Source organism: Streptomyces rapamycinicus NRRL 5491 (genome assembly GCF_024298965.1).
Taxonomy (GTDB): domain Bacteria; phylum Actinomycetota; class Actinomycetes; order Streptomycetales; family Streptomycetaceae; genus Streptomyces; species Streptomyces rapamycinicus.
The window spans coordinates 7717855-7736445 of record NZ_CP085193.1; the positions used below are offsets into that span (position 1 = coordinate 7717855).

Sequence of the window (18591 nt, forward strand, 5' to 3'; positions counted from 1 at the left end):
TCCCGCCTCGCCCCGAGGGAGCGTCCCCGAGAGGGGCCCATACGTCCTGGGCACGCCGTGGCGAGACGTCCATAGCCGGTGCCTATCATCGTGGTGTGCAGTTGCATCAGCTGCGATATTTCGCCACCGTCGCGGAGACCCGGCACTTCACCCGCGCCGCGGAGCTCCTGCATGTCGCCCAGCCCTCGCTGTCCCAGCAGATCCGCGCCCTCGAACGGGAGCTGGGAGCCGACCTCTTCCACCGGGCGCGCGGCAATATCGCCCTCACCGACGCGGGAGAGGCCCTGCTGCCACTGGCCCGCCAGATCCTCGCCGACACCGAGACCGCGCACCGCGAGGTCCAGGAGGTCGCCCAGCTGCGGCGCGGCCGGGTGCGGCTGGGAGCCACGCCGAGCCTGTGCGCCAGCTTCGTCCCCGATGTGCTGCGCCGCTTCCACGACGAGTTCCCGGGCATCGAGCTGATCGTGGACGAGGGCGGTTCCCAGGACCTGGTCCGCACGCTCTCCGCGGGCGAGCTGGACCTCGCGCTGATCATCACCCCGGTGCTCGGCCAGGCCCCCGCCCTCGCCGCAACCGAGCTGCTGCGAGAGGAACTGGTGGTGGCCTCCTCGCCCGCGTCCCCGCCGCCCACCCGGCGCCGGCGGATCCAGGTCGAGGATCTGCGGGACCGTCCGATGGTGATGTTCCGGCGCGGCTACGACCTGCGGGAATTCACCACGGCGGCCTGCCGGGCGGCCGGTTTCGAGCCGTCCTTCACGGTCGAGGGCGGCGAGATGGACGCGGTGCTGGGCTTCGTACGGGCCGGGCTCGGCATCGCCGTACTGCCCGGGATGGTGGCGGCCCGGTCCGGGCTGCGGATCACGCCGTTCGCGGGCCACGACATGCAGCGCACCATCGCCGTCGCCCACCGTAAGGACGTCGCGCCGCCCCGGGCCGCGCGGGAGCTGCGCCGGGTGATGCTGGAACATCCGCGGACGGCGGCCGCGGGGGAGTTCGGCCTGCCGCCGACCACGACGCGACTGCTGCCGTAACGGGGTGGGGGCGGCGCGGACGGTAAGGGTGGCGCGGGCGGTAACGGCAGCACGTGGCGGTAAGGCCGCCGGGGGCGGTGATCAGCCCCAGATCGCGTGGGCCAGCCCCACACCCGCGAAGGCGGCGCCCGTCCCGACCACCAGACTCAAGCCCACATTCGCCACGGCGAAGAGCCGGGCGCCCTCCTCGGCCAGCCGCAGGGTCTCGTACGAGAACGTCGAATACGTCGTCAGCGCCCCGCACAGCCCCGTGCCCAGCAGCAGTTGCAGCTGCTCGGACGCCGCTCCCGCCGACGCCGCGCCGGTCAGCAGGCCCAGCACCAGACAGCCCCCCATATTGACCAGGAACGTGCCCCAGGGGAACACCGAGTCGTGCCGTGTCTGCACCGCGCGGTCGGTCAGATAGCGCAGTGGGGCACCGACCATGCCGCCCGCGATCACCAGCAGCCAGTTCACCGGGCCCGCCCCCGGGGGTGCACGATCTCGACCGGGTCGACCACCACGAGGCCGTCACCCACGATCTCCTCCAGCTCGGGCAGGAAGGACCGCACTCGCTCCTCCGTATCGATGATCACAATGGCCATGGGCAGATCCTCGCCGAGCGACAGCAGCCGCGAGGTGTGGATCAGGGACGAGGAGCCGTACCCCTCGACACCGCGGAACACGCTCGCCCCCGCGAGCCCCGCGCGATGGGCGCGGTGCACGATCTCGGCGGACAGCGGTTTGCGGTGCCAGGTGTCGTTCTCGCCGATGAAGACGGTCAGCCGCAGCGCGGGCTCGCCGGTCATCGGGCCGCCCTCCCGCCGGGGCCGCCGCCGTACGCGCCCAGGACGCGCCGGGTCGCCGCCACGGCCGCCCATACGGCCGCCATCGCCACCACGAGCGTGCCCAGCAGATAACCGAAGGCGATCGCGATACGGCCGTCCTGGATCAGCCGGGTGAAGTCCACGGCGTACGTCGAGAAGGTGGTGAAGCCGCCGAGCACACCGGTGCCGAAGAAGGGCCGCACCAGCCGGTGGGCCGTCCACATCTCGGTGATCAGCACCAGGAAGACGCCGATGATCGCGCAGCCGACGGTGTTGACCAGCAGGATCGTCCAGGGGAAGGCGCTGGACGGGGTCGGCCACAGCAGCGACGCGCCGTAGCGGGCCGTCGCCCCGAGCGCGCCGCCCACCGCCACCACGCCCACCACGGGGCCCTGCCCTCGCCACGGGCTGTGCCGGGCGGGCGGGACCGGGCCGGTATCGGGGTCGATGGGCTCGTCCACCACATCTGAACGTGAGCTGCCCATAGGGCTCAGATTACGTCGTGGCGCGGACACCGGCCGACCGGGGCTGACGAGGGGGAGGGCGGAGGGAGCGGCATGAGCGCCTTACGGTCACCGTATAGGCGCCTTACGGTCACCGTATGGGCGCCTTGGCCACCGTATGGGCGCCTTACGGAGGAAGCCCGTCAGTGGTCCCGGCGCGCCACGAAATCGCACAGCGCGTGCAGAACCCGGGTCGCCGGACCGTCCGGCAGTCCGTTCGCCGCGGTCCGGGCGCGCAGCAGCCGGGCGTGCATCACCGTGCGCGCCTCCGCCAGCGCCCCGCAGCGGTGCAGCAGCGCGACGGCCCTCGGCAGCCCGGCGCCCTCGGGGCCCGCGGTGGCGGCGGTCAGCAGGGTGCGCAACTCACCGGCCTCCGGCCGCTCGTCGGCCAGCGCCAGCAGCACCGGGAGGCTGGCGACCCCGATCGCGAGATCCTTGGCCTGTTCCTTGCCGGAGACCTCGGAGGTGGAGGTGATGTCGAGGATGTCGTCGGATATCTGGAACGCGATGCCCAGATGTTCCCCGTATTCGGCGAGCGTCTGGACGACATGCTCCGGGGCGCCCGTCCGGACCGCCCCCAGCTGCAGCGCCATGGCGATCAGCGCGGCCGACTTCCCGGCCACCACCGTGAAGTAGTGGGAGAGCGGATCGTCGTCGTCCGAGGGGCCGACGAGTTCCCGTATCTGGCCCATGATCAGCCGATTGGTGACCTTGGACTGCAACCGTATGGTCTCCGGGCCGAGTTCCGCGGCGAGCTGGGCCGCCTTCGACAGCAGCCAATTGCCCGCGAGGACGGCGGTGGCGTTGCCCCAGCGGGCGTTGACGCTGGGGACTCCGCGCCGGGTGCGGGCCTGGTCCATGACGTCGTCGTGGTAGAGCGAGGCGACGTGCACCAACTCGGCCAGGGCGGCGGCCTCCACGGCGCTGGACGGGGCGCGCTCGCCGAACTCCGCTCCCACCAGCGCCAGGAGCGGGCGCAGCCGCTTGCCGCCGGGGCCGAAGAGATGTCCGGCGACTTCGGCGACACAAGGGTCCTGGGCCTCGGCGGCGAGAGCGCGCAGCCACTTCTCCGAGGCGTCCATTCCGCGTTCCAGCCGGGCCGTGAGCGCGGGGTCGCCGGTGCTGAGCTCCATGGCCATGGAGCCCCTGGGCTCGGTTCTGGCGGACGCGACCATGCCGCGGACCGTAGGCGAGGGCCACCCCGGAACCCCGGATTCCGTCAGGAAGGTGCCATTTCCGTATCCCGGGCTTTTCCCCAGGCCCCCGGGAACCCCTCGGCGGGTGCCCGCCCCCTGCCGGTACCGTCAAGCTCGTCGACGCCGACCGTGAGCGAGGAGACCAGCGATGAGCAACCCCTTCGAGAACCCCGACGGCCGCTATCTCGTGCTCGTCAACGAGGAGGGGCAGCATTCGCTGTGGCCCGCCTTCGCCGAGGTCCCCGCGGGCTGGACGGTCGCCCACGGCGAGGACGACCGCCAGGCGTGCCTGGACTACGTCAATGAGCACTGGACCGATATGCGCCCCACGAGCCTGATCAACGCCATGGACGGCACCTCGGCCTGATCAACGCCGTGGACGGCACCTCGGCCTGATCGCGTCCGTACCCGGTTGGCAGTTTCCGGTCATATCTCTTCCCTTTTTGGCGCCGCATGGCCGTAACGCGTGCCTTACGGTCGCCACGGTGCTCACGGCGTTACGTTGGCGAGGTGACGGACGCGAACGTCGGCCTTCCGGCGACCATGCGGGCATGGGTGGTCCCCGCCCCGGGCCGGATCGAACAGGTGGAGCTGCCGGTTCCGCGCCCGGCGGATGACGAGCTGCTGGTCCGGGTCCGGGCCTGTGGCGTCTGCCGCACCGATCTGCATGTCCGCGACGGCGATCTGCCCCCGCACCGCAGCCCCGTCGTCCCCGGTCACGAGGCGGTCGGCGAGGTCGTCGCGGCCGGTTCGCGGGCGCACGGGCCCGGCCCCGGAATCCGGATCGGCGTCCCCTGGCTGCGGCGCACCTGCGGCCGCTGCCGCTACTGCCTCCGGGGCCAGGAGAACCTGTGCCCGTTCTCCGAGTACACCGGCTGGGACGCGGACGGCGGCTACGCCGAGTACGTCACCGTACCGGCGGCCTACGCCTATGAGCTGCCCTCCGGATACCGCGACGAGGAGCTCGCCCCACTGCTGTGCGCCGGGATCATCGGCCACCGCGCGCTGCGCCGGGCCGACCTCCCGCCGGGCGGCCGGCTCGGCATCTACGGCTTCGGCGGCTCGGCGCACCTCACCGCCCAGGTCGCCATCGCGCAGGGCGCCGTCGTCCACGTACTGACCCGCTCACCCGCCGCCCGCGCGCTCGCCCTGGACCTCGGCGCCGCCTCCGCGAACGACGCCTACGACCGCCCGCCCGAGCCGCTCGACGCCGCCATCCTCTTCGCCCCGGTGGGCGAACTGGTCCCGGTCGCCCTGGAGTCCCTGGACGCGGGCGGCACATTGAGCATCGCCGGGATCTACCTCACCGACATCCCGTCACTCGACTACGAGCGGCATCTCTTCCGTGAGCGCACCGTCCGCAGCGTCACGGCCAACACCCGCGAGGACGGCCGTGAATTCCTCGCCGCGGCCGCCGAGCACCGGATCAGCGCCACGGTCACGCCGTACCCCTTCGACCGGGCCGACGCCGCCCTCGACGACCTCGCCGCCGACCGCGTCAACGGCGTGGCGGTCCTGACGATGCCGCACTAGCGCGATGACCCTGGGCCTGGGCCTGGGCCTGGGACCTGGGGAACCTCGGCACCTCAGGAGTTCGACCAGCCGCGGCGGCAGAGCACCAGGCGGTAGCCGTCCGGGTCCTCGATGGTGACGCCCCATTCGTTCCAATACGGATTGGGGGAGGTGACACGGGTGCCGCCGTGCTGAGTGAGGCGGTCCACCAGCTCCTCGGGGACCGGTTCGCCGAGGTAGATCACCAGCAGATCCTCCTCGGTCGGCCGGGGCTCCACGGGGTGGGCCGCCTCGTGGACGAGCTCCAGATGCCAGGAGGCGTCCGGCCGGCCCACCATCAGCAGATCGTGCTCCCCGGCCCGGTCGCCGCCCTCGGCCCGGTACACCACGCTCAGGCCCAGCCCCGCACACCAGAAGCGCTCCGCCGCCGCGAGGTCGCGCGAGGGGCGGGCGATGCGGATGTGGCTCTGACCGTCGGCGGGCATGGGTATCTCCTTTGCCGTGGGGAACGCATCGACTTCGTCGTGGCGGAACGCGTCGACGGCACCGTGATCGCCGGGCCGCGCCCCGAGCCTAGGGACGGGCCCGTCGCCGGGGCATCGGCCGCGCGCCGGGCCTTCCCACGGCCGTGGGACCTACGACCGCGGACCGGTCACCTCACTCCGGCGACCCCGGATGGCGGCCGAGCGGGTTGATGCGGCGGTATCCCGCCCGGGCGTTGACGACGCGGGCGAGCGCGGTGCCCGCGACGGCCGCCGCCAGGAGACAGGCGAGCCAGCGGGCGTCGCGGTCGCCCGCCCAGGAGAGCTGCCCCGCGGGCGGAATGGCGAAGCCGTTGAGGAACAGCCAGCACAGCCCCGCCGTACCGGGCGCCGCGACGAATCGCGCGCACAGCCCCAGCAGAGCGGCCAGCAGCGAGAGCGCGACCAGGGCGAACATCGGGCGGCCATGGCCGCCGAGGAAGTTCAGGGTCGCCACCAGCACCAGCGCGCCCAGGGAGGCCCCGCCCCAGATGACGGGAGTGGCGACCGGATCGGGGACTGGCCTGATCCCGGTGGAGAGCCACCTCCACTCGATCATGGGCACCACACCTCCTCTGGGCACCATCCTCTTCGTGGGTCGATGGCCACCCCACCCATACGCGGTCGGCATCGTCCCATCGCACCCTCGCACACCTGCCGTCATTACCAATTCTTTGCCATTCGTTAGGGTGGCACAAGAATCGAGCGACGAGAGGGATGATTGTGGGCGCTCCGCGCATGAGCAGTACGCCATTGCCCGGCATCGGGGTTCGCTACGACCTGACGACACGAGAGAGCAGGCGGCTTTCGGTCATCGCGCATCGCGACGGCGGACGGACGCTGAGTGCGTACCGGAAGGAGGATCCCGATGAGTGTGCCCTGTCCACCAGGCTGACCCCAGGGGAAGCGGAGGCACTCGTCGGGGTGCTGATGCCAAGTCATCACAGCCCGAATCTGCTGTCCACCACCGAGCTGGGGCTGGTGGCCGAGCGGATCGAGCTGTCGTCCACGTCGTACTGGAACGGGAGGGTGCTGGGCGAGACGCGGATGCGGACGGAGACCGGTGTCTCGATCGTGGCCGTGCTGCGCAGGGCGGAGGCGATCCCCTCCCCGACCCCCGACTTCCGGCTGGCCGGTGGGGACGAACTGATCGTGATCGGCACCCGCGAGGGCGTGGAGACGGCCGCGGCGATACTTGGGCGGGAGTGAGCCCATGCATTCGTCTGCCGTCTTTCTGATCGAGTTCGGTGCGGTCATCCTGTGCCTCGGGCTGCTGGGGCGGCTCGCCGGGCGGCTCCAGTTCTCCCCGATCCCGCTGTATCTGCTGGCCGGACTGGCCTTCGGCGAGGGTGGGCTGCTGCCGCTGGGAGCCAGCGAGGAGTTCGTCGCGACCGGCGCCGAGATCGGCGTCATCCTGCTGCTGCTGATGCTCGGGCTGGAGTACACCGCCAGCGACCTGGTCAGCAATCTCAAGACCCAGTACCCGGCCGGGCTCGTCGACGCGGTGCTCAACGCCATGCCCGGCGCCGTCATGGCCCTGCTGCTGGGGTGGGGGCCGGTGGCCGCCGTCGTGCTGGCCGGCGTCACCTGGATCTCCTCCTCTGGCGTCATCGCCAAGGTGCTCGGCGACCTGGGCCGGCTCGGCAACCGCGAGACCCCGGTGATCCTCAGCATCCTCGTCCTCGAGGACCTGGCGATGGCCGTCTATCTGCCGATCGTCACCGCCCTGCTGGCCGGTGCGGGCCTGGCGGCGGGCAGCGTCACCCTGGCCATCGCCCTCGGCGTGGCCGGTCTGGTGCTGTTCCTGGCCGTCCGCTACGGACGGCACATCTCCCGCTTCGTCTCCAGCGACGACCCCGAGAAGCTGCTGCTGGTGGTGCTCGGGCTGACGCTGCTGGTGGCGGGGATCGCACAGCAGCTCCAGGTGTCGGCGGCCGTCGGCGCGTTCCTGGTGGGCATCGCCCTGTCCGGGGAGGTCGCCGAGGGCACCCACCTTCTGCTCAGCCCGCTGCGGGATCTGTTCGCGGCCGTGTTCTTCGTCTTCTTCGGTCTGCACACGGATCCGGCCAGCATTCCCCCGGTGCTGCTGCCCGCCATGACGCTGGCCGTCATCACCGCCGGTACGAAGATGGCCACCGGCTACTGGGCGGCGCGGCGGGCCGGGATCTCGGCCCGGGGCCGCTGGCGGGCGGGCGGCACGCTGGTCGCCCGGGGCGAGTTCTCGATCGTCATCGCGGGGCTCGCCGTCACCGCTGGTATCGAACCGTCGCTCGGCCCGCTGGCCACGGCGTACGTCCTGATCCTGGTCGTCCTGGGCCCGCTCACCGCCCGCTGGACCGAGCCCGTCGCCCGGCGGGTCACGGCCCGGCTCGCGGCGCGCCGCGAGCCCGCTGTCGCCGCGGCGGTTGAGGGCGGGGGCGATGGTGTGCCGGAGGAGTCACGAGACGCGGTGGACGACCCGGACGCGGTGGGGCGCCGCTCATAGCCGTTCGCCGGTGCGTACGGGGAGGGCCGCGGGAAGATCCGCGGCCCTCCGCGTCGCTCCGCGGCTCAGCCCCGGTTCTCCTCCTCGGACCCCGAGCCCCCTAAGTCTCTTCTGCCCCGTAAATCTCGTAAGTCCTCTAAGCCCTCTAAGTTCCCCAAGTCATCCAAGCCCGCTAAATCATCTAACTCCGGTAAGTTCCCTAACGCGTCGCCGAGCCCGGCCGCGACCATGCCGCCGCCCACCGCCCCGCCCGCCGCCGTACCGGCCGTGACGCCCGCGATGCCCGCGATGCCCGCGATACCCGCGATGGCCGCACCGGCGCGGCCATCGCGGGCGGTATGCCTCGCGCGGGATTCGATGAGCGCCCGGATCCAGGAGTCGACCTCACCGGTCCAGTCGCGCCGCTGGAGGCCCTCATGGCGCACGGTGTGGCGGCCCGGGGTGCCGGAGCCCCCGCCGCGCTTGTCGGCCTCCAGGACGACTTCCATGCCGTCGGGCCCGGTGAGCAGGGTCAGCGCGATCTCGTTCACGTCGCTGAGGTACTGAGGCGCGGGGGTGAGCTCGATCTCCTGGTGGAAGGGGAGCCGCTGCCCGGTGCCCGCGATATGGGCGAGCCGCAGATCGGCGGTGACGAGGCCGAAGCCGAGCCGCCCCAGCGCCCCCAGTACGGCCTCCTGGACCGGCAGCGGGCGCACGATCAGCGGCTCCGGATCGCCGTGGTCCTTCGTGCCCGCCGCCGCGAGCTCGACCCGGACGCCCAGGACGACACCCAGCGGCTGCCCGGACACCTCGGTGAGCGGCGTTTCCCACGGTATGTGAATGGTGAACGGAATGTCTCTGTGCTCTCTCGCGTCGAGCCGGAACCCGCCGCCGAGCCGGAGGCGGTCGAAGACCACACCGCCCTCGTGCTCCTGGCCGCCGTATCCGGGCTCGACCCCGGCGACCAGTTCCAGCGCGAGGTGCTCGAGGTCGCAGGCGCCGCCTCCGCCCCGGAGCCGCACATGCCCCCGCACCACCCCGCCGGGGCGCGCTGGCTCCCGGTCCAGGATCGTGTCCACGACGGGCCCACCGACCCCGAGCGAGCCGAGCACTCGTTTGAACACCATCGCGGCGTTCACTCCTTCACTGTCACTGTGATCGTTCTCTGTTCCGTGTGCGTGGGGGGCGTTCGTTCCTGAGTTCCGTGGGGGGCATGCGTGGAACGAACGGGATGGTAAAGGGATTCCCATGTACGCGTTCTGGGGCGGCAAAACCGGCCAGAGGCGGTGCGGTCCCGCCCGCCGACGTGCCCGCGACGTGCCCGACGGCCCGGCTCGGGTGGTCGGGTGGTCACCCGGTCACGGAGGGCTATCTGAATGGGTCTCCGGCCATGGGTAACTCGGGTCCGGCCCGCGGAATCCGGCGCGGCTCATCCCGGCAGCTCATCCCGGCAGCTCATCCCAGCGGCTCATCCCAGCGGACGGGAGAAACCGATGTCACGTGTGCGGCGGGTGAGATCGGCGCTGCTGAGCGCCGTGGCAATCGTCGTGAGCGCGGGAATCCGGCGATGGCGGCGCAGATCGGCCCGCGAGCCGCGCCCGGAACGCCGGTGAATGACCCGGCCTCTACGGCGAGTCGGATCCGAATCGCCATTCCGCTTCGGGTAATGGTGGGCGAATCGATACAACGAATTCGTCGGCCGGTGCCGCCGGCCGCCCACCCATGCAGACGGCCGAGGAGCGGACACGGACATGGCGACGACAACCAAGCCCGAATTTGAAGCTCCCGCCGAACCCACCAAACTCGGCACCATCGTGGTCGACTGGCTCACCACCACGGACCATAAGAAAATCGGACACCTGTACTTGGTGACCGCGTTCGGTTTCTTTCTGATCGGCGGCCTTCTGGCCATGATCATGCGGGCCGAACTCGCCCGGCCCGGACTGCAATTGATCAGCCCGGAGCAGTACAACCAGGCTTTCACCCTGCATGGCACGCTGATGCTGCTGTTCTTCGCCACACCGGTCTTCGCCGGATTCGCCAATGAGATCATGCCGCTCCAGATCGGCGCCCCGGACGTCGCCTTCCCCCGGCTGAACATGCTCTCGTACTGGCTCTTCTTCTTCGGCGGGCTGATCGTGATCGGCAGCCTGCTCACCCCCGGTGGCGCGGCGGACTTCGGCTGGACGGCCTATACGCCGCTCAGCAGCAAGGCGCGGACGCCGGGCGTGGGCGGCGACATGTGGGTGATGGGCCTCGCCCTCTCCGGTTTCGGGACGATCCTGGGCGCCGTCAACTTCGTCACGACCGTCGTGTGCATGCGCGCCCCGGGAATGACGATGTTCCGGTTGCCCATCTTCACCTGGAACATCCTCTTCACCTCGATCCTGGTGCTGCTCGCCTTTCCCATCCTCGCGGCCGCCCTGCTGGTTCTGGAGGCGGACCGGAAATTCGGCGCGGTCGTCTTCGAGGGGGCCAACGGCGGTCCGGTGCTGTGGCAGCACCTCTTCTGGTTCTTCGGTCATCCCGAGGTCTACATCATCGCCCTGCCGTTCTTCGGCATCATCACCGAAATCATTCCGGTGTTCTCCCGCAAGGTGGTCTTCGGCTATATGGGTCTGGTGGGTGCCACCATTGGCATCACCGGCCTCTCGGCGACGGTATGGGCCCACCACATGTTCGCCACCGGAGCGGTACTCCTGCCGTTCTTCTCCTTTATGACGTTCCTCATCGCGGTGCCGACCGGGGTGAAGTTCTTCAACTGGATCGGCACCATGTGGCGTGGCTCGCTCTCCTTCGAGACGCCGATGCTGTGGGCCATCGGCTTCCTGGTCACGTTTCTCTTCGGCGGGCTGACCGGGGTGATCCTGGCCTCGCCCCCGCTGGATTTCGAGGTCCACGACAGCTATTTCGTCGTCGCCCACTTCCACTACGTGGTCTTCGGCACGGTGGTCTTCGCGATGTTCGCCGGATTCTATTTCTGGTGGCCCAAGTTCACCGGCAGAATGCTCGACGAACGCCTCGGCAAGATCCACTTCTGGACCCTGTTCATCGGCTTCCACACCACCTTCCTGGTCCACCACTGGCTCGGCGTCATCGGCATGCCGCGTCGCTATGTCGACTATCTGGCCGCCGACGGCTTCACCACGCTGAACACGATCTCCACCATCGGCTCGTTCCTCCTGGGCCTGTCCACGCTGCCGTTCATCTACAACGTGTGGAAAACCGGGAAGTACGGGAAGCGGGTCGAGCTCGACGACCCCTGGGGATGGGGCCGCTCCCTGGAATGGGCCACCTCCTGCCCCCCGCCCCGGCACAACTTCCTCACCCTGCCGAAGATCCGCTCCGAATCCCCCGCCTTCGACCTCCACCACCCCGAGGTCGTCCCCCACGAGGTCCCCACCACCGACCGGCCGCCCCTCTCCGGAGCCATGGGCGCCCCGGTCGACCTCGGCACCGAGGACGACCGCACCGGCGGCGGGCCGGGCCCCGAAACGGGCGACGACACCGGGGGCCGCCAGGACTGACCACCCCCGGTGGCCGGGCGGCGCCGCTCCGAACGGCCACCGTCAACTCGCCGGCGGCGAGCCCGGCACGGAAGATGGGTTCGATCGATGGAGGCCGAAGTGAGTAACGGAGGAGCACTGGGCAGCCTGGTCGTCGTAGGAGTGGATGGCTCGTCGTCGAGTAACGCCGCGGTGGTACAGGCCGCTCGAGAAGCCCAGCGGCGTCGCGCGAAGCTCCGTGTGGTGCACGCCTTCAGCTGGCCGGTCGGGCCCATGTACGCGCCGCTGGACCCGTCGCCGTTCAACCGGATGGCGCACGACGCCGCACAGCACGCCGAGAGCGTGGCACCCGGCGTGGAGGCCACCGGCACCGTGATGATCGGCGGTGCGGTGTCGGTGCTGACGGCCGAGTCACGAGCCGCGGACCTGGTGGTCGTCGGCAGCCGGGGCCTGGGGGGCTTCATCGGCATACTGCTGGGCTCGACGGCCGTCTCCCTGGCCGCCCACGGCGAGTGCCCGGTGCTGGTGGTCCGCGAGGAACCGGATCACATCGGGCCGATCGTGCTGGGTGTCGACGGCTCCCCGCACGGTGAGGAGGCGATCGACTTCGCCTTCGCCGAGGCAGCGCTGCGAAGGACCGAGATCGTCGCCATGCACGCGTGGCTGCCGGACTACGCGCCGGCCGGTACGGGCGTGGAGAGCGCGGAGCGTCTGCTGGCCCTGGCACTCGCCGGCCGCAGGGAGAAGTACCCGGACGTCGTGGTCGGACAGGACGTGGTGAGCGGCGAAACCCGCGAGGCCCTGATCGAGGCGAGCAGGACCGCTCAGCTGATGGTCGTCGGAGCCAGGGGGCGCGGCGGCTTCTCCGGGCTGCTTCTGGGCTCGGTGAGCCAGGCGCTGCTGCACCACGCGCACTGCCCGGTCGCCGTCGTCCGCGGTAAGGCGTGACCGCCGAGGCGGGGGACGCCGGCGGGGCGGACGCCGGCGGGGCGGACGTCCGTCTGCGGGCGGCCCTGGAGCCCCGTGGCGGGGGCACGGTGCGGGCGTTGTCCAGCGGCCTCGAACTGCGGCCCTCGCGGCGGCCGGACCTGCGTCTGCACCTCCGTTCCAACCGCCCCCTGGCCGACCTGCGCAGCACCCACGACCTGCGGCAGGGCGAACACCTCGACCTCGTCCTGTCCTGGGGCGCTTCCACCGCCACCACCGGTTCGAAGCCGACACGATGCTGGCGGACACCGGCGCCGCATGGCGGCGCTGGATGGAGCGCTTCGACTACTCCGGTCCCCAGGAGCCACTGGTCCGGCGTGCCGCCATCACCTTGAAGCTGTGCGACGACTGGGCCAACGGCGCCCTGGTCGCGGCACCCACCTCCTCCCTGCCCGCGCCGATCGGCGGAATCCGCGACTGGGACTACCGCTACGCCTGGATCCGGGACGCCGCGTACGCCGTGTTCGCCCTGCGGCGCATCGGCTTCACCGGCGAGGCGGACGCCTTCCTCGGCTGGGCCCTCGACGCCGTCGAGCAGAGCCGGGCACCCCCTCGGATCATGTACAACATCGACGGCGGCCCCGTACCCGACGAAATCGAGGACGCGGAGTTGGAGGGGTACCGTCGCTCCGCCCCGGTGCGATGGGGCAACGGCGCGACCGACCAGCGCCGGCACGACCTCTACGGCGAGATCCTGGACTGCGCCGACCAGTGTGGCTGCGCACCGACCAGTGGCTGCGCACGGGCAGGCAGGTACAGCCCGCGCTGTGGGCACGCCTGGCGGGGCTGGCCGACACGGCGGAGCAGGCGTGGCGCCAGCCGGACCAGGGGATCTGGGAGGTCCGCAGCGAGGGCCGGGCGTTCACGTACTCGGCCGGAATGTGCCAAGTGGCCCTGGACCGGGCCGCGGCCATCGGCGAGCGGCTGGGCCTGCCCGGGCGGACCACGGCTTGGCGGGCCTCGGCCGACCGGCTGCGCCGGGTCATCCTGGAGGAGTCCTGGGACGAGGACGCGCAGACGCTGAGCGCGCACCTGGACGGCGGCGGCGTGCTGGACGCGAGCCTGCTCGCCCTCCCGCTGCGCCAGGTGATGCCGGCCGACCACCCGCGGATGGCGGCGACCACCACGGCCATCGCGAAGCACCTGTCGGCCGGTGACGGCCTGCTCCACCGCTACCTGCACCGGGAGTCGTCCGACGGCCTGTCCGGCGACGAGGGCGCCTTCATGCTGTGCAGCTTCTGGCTGGCCGATAACCTGACCGCCCAGGGCCGGCTCGACGAGGCCGAGGAACTGTACGCCTCGCTGTGTGCCCGTACGAGCCCGCTCGGACTGCTGCCGGAACAGATCGACGCCACCTCTGGAGAGTTCATGGGCAACTTCCCCCAGGCGTTCAGCCATATCGGGATCATCGCCAGCGGTGTGAACCTCGCCCGTGCGAGGGCGGGCGCCCGGACATGATCGGTCGGCTCGCCGTCTTCGGCGCGACAGGAGACCTCACCGCTCGCTTCCTCCTGCCGGCCCTGGCCGCCCTGCGGACCGCGGGACACCTCCGCGACGGCTTCCAGCTGACCGGTGCGAGCAGGGAGGACTGGGACAGCGACCAGTACCGCGGGTGGATCGCCGACCGGCTCGACCGCCACGGCAGCCGCTACCCCGCCGACGCCAGGAGGGCCGTCGCGGCCTCGGCCCACTACCGGCAGGCCGACGTCACCAACCCCGTGGACGTCGCCGCGGTCGTCGCCGGCGACGACCCGATCGCCGTCTACCTCGCCCTTCCCCCCGCGCTCTTCCCGCACATGGTCACCGCTCTGCACGACGCGGGCCTGCCGGTGGGCAGCCGGATCGTGCTGGAGAAGCCGTTCGGTGAGGACCTGGCGAGCGCGCGGGAGCTGAACCTGCTGCTCGCCGGTCTCGTACCCGAGCAGGCGGTGTTCCGGGTCGACCACTTCCTGGCCATGACGACCGTCCAGAACGTGCTCGGAAGCCGACTCGCCAACCGAGTGCTGGAACCCCTCTGGAACAGCACCCACATCGCGGAAGTGGAGATCGTCTGGGACGAGACCCTCGCCCTGGAAGGCCGGGCCGGCTACTACGACTCCGTCGGCGCGCTGAAGGACATGGTGCAAAACCACCTGCTGCAACTGCTCTGCCTGGTGGCCATGGAACCCCCGATCACCCTCGGCGAGCGGGACCTGCGCGACCGAAAGGTCGACGTGCTGCGGTCCGTGCGGCTCCTCACCGACTACGACGTCGTGCACCGCACCCGCCGCGCACGCTACCTGTCCGGCCACATCGGCGACCACGCCGTCCCCGCATACGTCGACGAGGAGGGCGTGGACCCCAGGCGGCACACGGAGACCTTCGCCGAGGTCGAACTGGAACTGGACAGCTGGCGCTGGTCCGGGACGACGTTCCGGCTGCGCAGCGGCAAGGCGCTCGGACAGAACCGCAAAGAGGTCGCGGTGCGCTTCCGCTCCGTCCCCCACCTGCCCTTCGGCCATGAGGGAGAGGCCCTGCCCAACGTGCTGCGCTTCGGGCTGGAGCCGGAGGGAATGACCCTCGACATGACGGGCATCGGCTCCCGCGCCCAAGCCCTCACCCCGCTCTCGCTGACCGCACGGATGGAACCGCCCGACCTGCCCCCCTACGGCCGGCTCCTCCTGGACGTCATGAGGGGCGACCCGGCCCTCTCCATCCGCGGCGACGAGGCCGAACAGGCATGGCGGGTCCTGACACCCGTCCTGAGCGCATGGGGAAGGGACCTCGTCCCGCTGCAGGAGTATCCGGCCGGCTCCGGCGGACCGGCGCCCCGGCCGCACGAAGGGGAACAGCGGCCGCGCAGCGCTCTGCTGCACCCTGAAGCGATACCGGGCGACACGCCCTGACCCCTGCGACCTCTACGATTTCTGCCAGAGGAGACCGTGAGGAGACCGTGCCCTCAGAGATCTCAACAATGGCACGGGCCCTCAGATCTCAACAATGGCACGGCCGAGAATCCGCCCCTCCTCCAGCGCGGTGCAAGCCTCCCCGATCTGATCCAGGGAATATCGATTGGTCACCAGGTTCCCCAGCGGGAACTTGTCCTCACGCACCCACTCCAGGAAGAGCGGGAAGTTGGTATCGGGTTCCGGAAAGCCTCTACCGCTTCCCGGCCCTGGAAGCCAACCCGAAGACCCCGTCGATGTGGCACTTCGGCCTGTTCCAGCTGCCTCTCGCCGAGCACCTCATCTCCGGACACGAGCGCGTCTTCGTCCAGGGCTTCATCGGGGAGCTCCTGGTCAACAAGTCCGCGTTCACCCCGGCTGACTACACCTTCTACGCCCATTACCTGAAGGAGCCGGGCCGTACGGTGGCCTGGATGAAGATGTAACCGCGAGCTCCGCGGGGACGTCGACCAGAACAAGAAGTTCCTGGCCGAGGGCAAGCTGAAGATGCCGGTCCTGGCGATCGGCGGCCAGGCGTCGTTCGGCGGCAAGATCGCCGACCAATGGCGCGACTACGCTCTGCACGTCCGTGGCCGGGTCGTCAAGGGTTCGGGCCACTGGGTGACCGAGGAGAAGCCCAAGGAAGTGACGAACCTGCTGCGCTTCTTCCTCCAGAAATAGGCCCTGCCACGAACGACGCCCCCGCCTCAACCGGCACTCGGTGCACCGCCGGGTACTCCAGCAGCGCGGTCCCGAAGGCGAACTTGTACGTCCGGGAGCCGGCGTCCATCAAGACGACCAGCCGCCAAGACGTACGGGCGTTCGGCCAGCTCCGGAGACGGGAAAGTCCACCGTCATCGGCCGGTCCCCGGCGCAGCGTGCCGCTCCGCGCGGAGGACCAGGGCGCTCCAGCTCACGCCTTCCCTGCTGAGACAGTCCGGCCCCTCGTCACTGCGGTGCACCGTGGACAGGCCGAACCGTTCCGCCAGCGCCATGGTCTCGGCTGCGGACACCGCGAACATACGCCGCCCGGCAGGAACCGGTCCGTGTCGCAGCGAGAGGGCGACACATCCCCCCGGGGCCACCAGCCCGGCCAGCCGTCGCATGGCATCGACGCGCTCCTGCTCGTCCAGATGCATCCACACCGCGGAGAGCAGCATGAAGTCGAAGGGTCCGCGGAGACCGGTCAGAGAAGGAAGGGTGTCGTCGATCCAGTCGATCGCCGCATCCGCGTGGAGGCGCTGCCCGATCCGCCGCAGCTCCGGTGTGGGCTCTACGGCCACGACCCGATGTCCACGGGCGGCCAGCGCGGTAGCGTCGCGGCCGCTGCCGGCCCCGATGTCAACAACCCTGCTCGGAGCCGACGGCAACCACGGCAGGAACTCCTCGTGCACGACTTCGAATGCCACACCCTCATACCGACGGGCAAGTCCCTCGGCATCCTCCCCGTAGCCCGCGGTACTGGGCGTTCCCGACTGCATCTCCCTGCGCCCTCCTCACCCAAGCCAGACCGGTCAACCCACCTGGTGGCACCGTCCCTGCTGCGGCGTCTGCGGGTCCGGTTCCAGAAGTCTCCTAGCCGATCGCCTCGGTCAAAGAGCTTCGAAGTTGACCATCTTCGATCGATTTCACATCCTTCAGGATATGCCTTGTTGACTTAGCTGACTTAATAAGAAATTAGTCACATGGGCAGGTGATTGGTCGCTAGTGTCGGGTTGTTGCCACGCCAGTTAAGCACGTGACCAAGCCCATGGGGGGATTCTTATGAGCATCACCGTCGATCCTCTGCGACTGACGAAGCCGCAGGATTCCAGCACCTACCTCGCCATCAAGACTCCGCAGGGCGGCCGCACCGTCTATAGCGTGCGTGTCCCTCTTCTCGACCTCCCGACGATCCTTCCTGTCCCGGACCCGAACAATGTCGACAAGGACAACCGCAAGGTCGATCGTCTCCACGCCAAGCACTTCGGGGAGTACCTCGACGCCAAGCAGGACTGGGTAGCCCCCGCTCTCCTGGCCCGAGACGGTGGTGGCTGTGTTTTCGAGAAGGTGGACGATCAGGGTGCCGTCGGCTACCTCACCGTTCCGTGGGCCATCGGCGGCATCTCCTCCCTGCGGACCATTGATGGCCAGCACCGTGTGCTCGGCGTTGCGATCGAGAAGCAGCGCATCACCGACGCCATCTCCTCCGTCGACCGTGAGATGGCCCGCAAGGTCAGCTCGGACAAGCTCGCCAAGCTCGAGGCCGAGCGCGAGAAGCTCATCGGACAGATGAGCCGTCTGAAGGCCGAGTACGTCGGTCTGGACATCTACGTCGAGCCAGACCCGATCAAGGCCCAGCAGATGTTCGTGGACGTCGCCGACAACGCCAAGGGCATCAGTAGCGCCGTCCGCGCCCGCTTTGACAGCTACAAGGTCGCTAACCGAACCCTGTCCGACGTTATCGACCACCCGCTGCTGAAAGGCCGGGTCGATGCGGAGCAGGACCGCATGACGCTCAAGAACCCCAATTTCATGGGTGCCAAGCATGTTGCCGACATCACGCGGTCCGTCATCGCCGGCGCTGGTGGTCGGATCAGCAAGAAGGCTGAGCAGACTCTCACGGACGGCGAAGTGATCGAACAGGTCAAGGACTTCCTTGACGTCATCTCCAATGCCTTCACCGCCCTCGCCGCCCTTACCGAGGACGACCCCGAGGTGGAGCGTCAACCTGGGGAGCTCACCATGGCGCAGGAAGTGCGCCGCTCCTCGCTCCTCGGCTCGGTGGGCATGCTTCGCGTCCTCGGGGGCGTCTTCCGCGAGTTGCGGGCGGGCGACAATCCGGTGGAGCTCGATGACATCACGGCCTTTTTCAAGCGCCTTGACTCGCATATGGCCGCCCCGGTCTCTGAGGCCAGCGTCTGGCGTACCTCCGCGGCGAACGTTGACTTCGAGCCGAATGCTGCTGCGCCGATCATGCGGACCCAGAACATCGTCCACCTGGTGGGAGTCATCGCTGGCTGGTACAAGAAGGCCCCCGCCTCCCTGTAGCTGAATCCCCCTGGCGAAGGGCGTCGCCCCCGGCAAGAGGCGGCGCCCTTCCTCTGCGGGCGCATGCGCGTCACGCGCCCCTCCGCCTCGCTTGGGTGGGAACGAGTTCCG

Annotated in this window: 22 protein-coding genes and 1 pseudogene; 14 read left to right on the forward strand and 9 right to left on the reverse strand. The window is 70.0% G+C overall.

Going from position 1 to position 18591, the window contains the following annotated elements; genetic code table 11:
• Positions 1-95 precede the first annotated feature (95 nt).
• A complete protein-coding gene (locus LIV37_RS32080) occupies positions 96-1031 on the forward strand; it encodes a LysR family transcriptional regulator (protein ID WP_020871247.1) in 936 nt (311 codons plus the stop codon).
• A gap of 81 nt (positions 1032-1112) precedes the next feature.
• On the opposite strand, the gene crcB (LIV37_RS32085) is transcribed toward LIV37_RS32080, so the two are convergent.
• The 4 genes from crcB (LIV37_RS32085) to LIV37_RS32100 all read right to left on the reverse strand — a co-directional run bounded on the left by crcB (LIV37_RS32085) (position 1113) and on the right by LIV37_RS32100 (position 3515).
• Positions 1113-1487, reverse strand: a complete 375-nt coding sequence (crcB, locus tag LIV37_RS32085; RefSeq protein WP_020871248.1) for a fluoride efflux transporter CrcB — start codon at positions 1485-1487, stop codon at positions 1113-1115.
• A complete protein-coding gene (locus tag LIV37_RS32090; protein WP_020871249.1) occupies positions 1484-1819 on the reverse strand; it encodes a DUF190 domain-containing protein in 336 nt (111 codons plus the stop codon). The genes crcB (LIV37_RS32085) and LIV37_RS32090 overlap by 4 nt, the downstream gene beginning before the upstream one ends.
• Positions 1816-2322, reverse strand: a complete 507-nt coding sequence (gene crcB, locus LIV37_RS32095) for a fluoride efflux transporter CrcB (protein ID WP_121824260.1) — start codon at positions 2320-2322, stop codon at positions 1816-1818. Before crcB (LIV37_RS32095) ends, LIV37_RS32090 begins: the two co-directional genes overlap by 4 nt.
• A gap of 161 nt (positions 2323-2483) precedes the next feature.
• Complete coding sequence (locus tag LIV37_RS32100) at positions 2484-3515, reverse strand: polyprenyl synthetase family protein (RefSeq protein ID WP_121824259.1); 1032 nt, start codon at positions 3513-3515, stop codon at positions 2484-2486.
• Between the two features lie 169 nt (positions 3516-3684).
• Between LIV37_RS32100 and LIV37_RS32105 the strand changes: the two genes are divergently transcribed.
• Positions 3685-3903, forward strand: coding sequence for an MbtH family protein (locus tag LIV37_RS32105; RefSeq protein ID WP_020871252.1), 219 nt, complete (start codon positions 3685-3687; stop codon positions 3901-3903).
• Positions 3904-4079: 176 nt separating this feature from the next.
• Positions 4080-5069, forward strand: a complete 990-nt coding sequence (locus tag LIV37_RS32110; RefSeq protein ID WP_121825146.1) for a zinc-binding alcohol dehydrogenase family protein — start codon at positions 4080-4082, stop codon at positions 5067-5069.
• A 53-nt stretch (positions 5070-5122) separates the two neighbouring features.
• Here LIV37_RS32110 and LIV37_RS32115 read toward each other — a convergent pair whose 3' ends face one another.
• Positions 5123-5533, reverse strand: coding sequence for a VOC family protein (locus LIV37_RS32115; RefSeq protein ID WP_020871254.1), 411 nt, complete (start codon positions 5531-5533; stop codon positions 5123-5125).
• Positions 5534-5705: 172 nt separating this feature from the next.
• On the reverse strand, positions 5706-6128 hold the full coding sequence (locus LIV37_RS32120) for a hypothetical protein (protein ID WP_020871255.1): 423 nt from the start codon (positions 6126-6128) through the stop codon (positions 5706-5708).
• 179 nt (positions 6129-6307) lie between these two features.
• Between LIV37_RS32120 and LIV37_RS32125 the strand changes: the two genes are divergently transcribed.
• Positions 6308-6778 carry a cation:proton antiporter regulatory subunit gene (locus tag LIV37_RS32125; RefSeq protein ID WP_121824258.1) on the forward strand — a complete coding sequence of 157 codons (471 nt, stop codon included), beginning with the start codon at positions 6308-6310 and terminating at the stop codon, positions 6776-6778.
• A 4-nt stretch (positions 6779-6782) separates the two neighbouring features.
• Positions 6783-8054 (forward strand): cation:proton antiporter, encoded by a 1272-nt coding sequence (locus tag LIV37_RS32130; RefSeq protein ID WP_020871257.1) that lies wholly within the window; start codon positions 6783-6785, stop codon positions 8052-8054.
• A 65-nt stretch (positions 8055-8119) separates the two neighbouring features.
• On the opposite strand, the gene LIV37_RS32135 is transcribed toward LIV37_RS32130, so the two are convergent.
• On the reverse strand, positions 8120-9160 hold the full coding sequence (locus tag LIV37_RS32135; protein WP_020871258.1) for a sporulation protein: 1041 nt from the start codon (positions 9158-9160) through the stop codon (positions 8120-8122).
• Between the two features lie 624 nt (positions 9161-9784).
• Here LIV37_RS32135 and ctaD point away from each other — a divergent pair.
• From ctaD to LIV37_RS32165, 6 genes and pseudogenes are all read left to right on the forward strand, one after another.
• The gene (gene ctaD, locus LIV37_RS32140) at positions 9785-11560 is read left to right on the forward strand and encodes an aa3-type cytochrome oxidase subunit I (RefSeq protein WP_020871259.1); all 1776 of its coding nucleotides are present in this window, start codon (positions 9785-9787) and stop codon (positions 11558-11560) included.
• Between the two features lie 117 nt (positions 11561-11677).
• Positions 11678-12487, forward strand: coding sequence for a universal stress protein (locus tag LIV37_RS32145; protein WP_243146268.1), 810 nt, complete (start codon positions 11678-11680; stop codon positions 12485-12487).
• Positions 12484-12861, forward strand: a complete 378-nt coding sequence (locus tag LIV37_RS32150; protein WP_243146335.1) for a hypothetical protein — start codon at positions 12484-12486, stop codon at positions 12859-12861. Before LIV37_RS32145 ends, LIV37_RS32150 begins: the two co-directional genes overlap by 4 nt.
• Positions 12798-13169: pseudogene (locus LIV37_RS32155) on the forward strand (glycoside hydrolase family 15 protein); the annotation flags it as partial. The gene LIV37_RS32150 and the pseudogene LIV37_RS32155, both read left to right, overlap by 64 nt.
• A gap of 68 nt (positions 13170-13237) precedes the next feature.
• The gene (locus LIV37_RS32160; protein ID WP_020871262.1) at positions 13238-13984 is read left to right on the forward strand and encodes a glycoside hydrolase family 15 protein; all 747 of its coding nucleotides are present in this window, start codon (positions 13238-13240) and stop codon (positions 13982-13984) included.
• A complete protein-coding gene (locus LIV37_RS32165) occupies positions 13981-15411 on the forward strand; it encodes a glucose-6-phosphate dehydrogenase (protein WP_020871263.1) in 1431 nt (476 codons plus the stop codon). The genes LIV37_RS32160 and LIV37_RS32165 overlap by 4 nt, the downstream gene beginning before the upstream one ends.
• Before the next feature lie 81 nt (positions 15412-15492).
• Here LIV37_RS32165 and LIV37_RS51845 read toward each other — a convergent pair whose 3' ends face one another.
• On the reverse strand, positions 15493-15618 hold the full coding sequence (locus LIV37_RS51845) for a hypothetical protein (RefSeq protein WP_020871264.1): 126 nt from the start codon (positions 15616-15618) through the stop codon (positions 15493-15495).
• Between the two features lie 89 nt (positions 15619-15707).
• On the opposite strand from LIV37_RS51845, the gene LIV37_RS32170 reads away from it, so the two are divergent.
• Together LIV37_RS32170 and LIV37_RS32175 are read left to right on the forward strand one after the other, a co-directional pair.
• The gene (locus tag LIV37_RS32170; protein WP_020871265.1) at positions 15708-15896 is read left to right on the forward strand and encodes a hypothetical protein; all 189 of its coding nucleotides are present in this window, start codon (positions 15708-15710) and stop codon (positions 15894-15896) included.
• A 61-nt stretch (positions 15897-15957) separates the two neighbouring features.
• Positions 15958-16131, forward strand: a complete 174-nt coding sequence (locus LIV37_RS32175; protein ID WP_020871266.1) for an alpha/beta fold hydrolase — start codon at positions 15958-15960, stop codon at positions 16129-16131.
• A gap of 173 nt (positions 16132-16304) precedes the next feature.
• Here LIV37_RS32175 and LIV37_RS32180 read toward each other — a convergent pair whose 3' ends face one another.
• Positions 16305-16859 (reverse strand): class I SAM-dependent methyltransferase, encoded by a 555-nt coding sequence (locus tag LIV37_RS32180; protein WP_309471175.1) that lies wholly within the window; start codon positions 16857-16859, stop codon positions 16305-16307.
• A gap of 355 nt (positions 16860-17214) precedes the next feature.
• On the opposite strand from LIV37_RS32180, the gene LIV37_RS32185 reads away from it, so the two are divergent.
• Positions 17215-18480: a DNA sulfur modification protein DndB gene (locus tag LIV37_RS32185; RefSeq protein WP_020871268.1), complete on the forward strand. Its 1266-nt coding sequence runs from the start codon at positions 17215-17217 to the stop codon at positions 18478-18480.
• Positions 18481-18591 lie beyond the last annotated feature (111 nt).

Bases quoted from the DNA above. Each gene is read 5' to 3' on its own strand.
- ctaD (WP_020871259.1), top strand. From the start codon at position 9,785: ATGGCGACGACAACCAAGCCCGAATTTGAAGCTCCCGCCGAACCCACC.
- LIV37_RS32135 (WP_020871258.1), bottom strand. From the start codon at position 9,160: ATGGTGTTCAAACGAGTGCTCGGCTCGCTCGGGGTCGGTGGGCCCGTC.
- LIV37_RS32130 (WP_020871257.1), top strand. From the start codon at position 6,783: ATGCATTCGTCTGCCGTCTTTCTGATCGAGTTCGGTGCGGTCATCCTG.
- LIV37_RS32090 (WP_020871249.1), bottom strand. From the start codon at position 1,819: ATGACCGGCGAGCCCGCGCTGCGGCTGACCGTCTTCATCGGCGAGAAC.
- LIV37_RS32165 (WP_020871263.1), top strand. From the start codon at position 13,981: ATGATCGGTCGGCTCGCCGTCTTCGGCGCGACAGGAGACCTCACCGCT.
- crcB (WP_121824260.1), bottom strand. From the start codon at position 2,322: ATGGGCAGCTCACGTTCAGATGTGGTGGACGAGCCCATCGACCCCGAT.
- LIV37_RS32115 (WP_020871254.1), bottom strand. From the start codon at position 5,533: ATGCCCGCCGACGGTCAGAGCCACATCCGCATCGCCCGCCCCTCGCGC.
- LIV37_RS32175 (WP_020871266.1), top strand. From the start codon at position 15,958: ATGCCGGTCCTGGCGATCGGCGGCCAGGCGTCGTTCGGCGGCAAGATC.
- LIV37_RS32100 (WP_121824259.1), bottom strand. From the start codon at position 3,515: ATGGTCGCGTCCGCCAGAACCGAGCCCAGGGGCTCCATGGCCATGGAG.
- LIV37_RS32125 (WP_121824258.1), top strand. From the start codon at position 6,308: ATGAGCAGTACGCCATTGCCCGGCATCGGGGTTCGCTACGACCTGACG.
- LIV37_RS32170 (WP_020871265.1), top strand. From the start codon at position 15,708: ATGTGGCACTTCGGCCTGTTCCAGCTGCCTCTCGCCGAGCACCTCATC.
- LIV37_RS32185 (WP_020871268.1), top strand. From the start codon at position 17,215: ATGAGCATCACCGTCGATCCTCTGCGACTGACGAAGCCGCAGGATTCC.
- LIV37_RS32120 (WP_020871255.1), bottom strand. From the start codon at position 6,128: ATGATCGAGTGGAGGTGGCTCTCCACCGGGATCAGGCCAGTCCCCGAT.
- LIV37_RS32105 (WP_020871252.1), top strand. From the start codon at position 3,685: ATGAGCAACCCCTTCGAGAACCCCGACGGCCGCTATCTCGTGCTCGTC.
- LIV37_RS32110 (WP_121825146.1), top strand. From the start codon at position 4,080: ATGCGGGCATGGGTGGTCCCCGCCCCGGGCCGGATCGAACAGGTGGAG.